This window comes from Bacillus sp. N12A5, assembly GCF_026790125.1.
Lineage (GTDB): Bacteria > Bacillota > Bacilli > Bacillales > Bacillaceae > Bacillus.
Map to the genome: position 1 here is coordinate 1 of NZ_JALAMR010000039.1, position 532 is coordinate 532.

Genomic DNA, 532 nt, shown 5'->3' on the forward strand with positions numbered 1-532 from the left:
AATATTTGTACAACGATAGCCTTTCTGTAATTGCTCGTTCAGCCATTGCTCCTCTTTTTCAATATCAAAAAACATCCTACATTTCTTCATTTGATTCACTTCCTTCGTACAGGGATAAAATATGCAATAACCTGTTTTGTTCCATTTTCAAAATGGCGCTTCCTTCTTCAGTGATCATATAAACTTTTCTCCGGCCTGATTCTCCAACAGGTTCAATCCAACCATGCTTATTCAAGTTTTCAATCGCACCGTATAATGTACCAGCTGCTAAAATAACAGTACCGTTACTTATCTTTTCTATCTTCTGCATTACGGCATAGCCATGGAGCGGCTCACGCAAAGCTAATAAAATATAATGCATGGTTTCAGACAACGGTAATAATTTATGTTTCATGTCTTCACCCTCTCTTCAGTTCAACTGTATAGTTCAACTTAATAATAACGTAATACAGTTCAACTGAATAGTCAACAACATTTTCAAAATTAGTCAAAGGAATTCAAAGTAAGAAGCTTGATGAGAAGGGGAAAATCA

The 532-nt window shown here is 35.5% G+C and carries 1 protein-coding gene; it reads right to left on the reverse strand.

Going from position 1 to position 532, the window contains the following annotated elements:
- Positions 1-76: 76 nt before the first annotated feature.
- Entirely contained in the window at positions 77-394 is a 318-nt protein-coding gene (locus MOC09_RS20080) for a PadR family transcriptional regulator (RefSeq protein ID WP_268362512.1), read from the reverse strand.
- Between the last annotated feature and the right edge of the window lie 138 nt (positions 395-532).

Coding starts and splice junctions, on each gene's coding strand:
- MOC09_RS20080 (WP_268362512.1), bottom strand. CDS start 394: ATGAAACATAAATTATTACCGTTGTCTGAAACCATGCATTATATTTTA.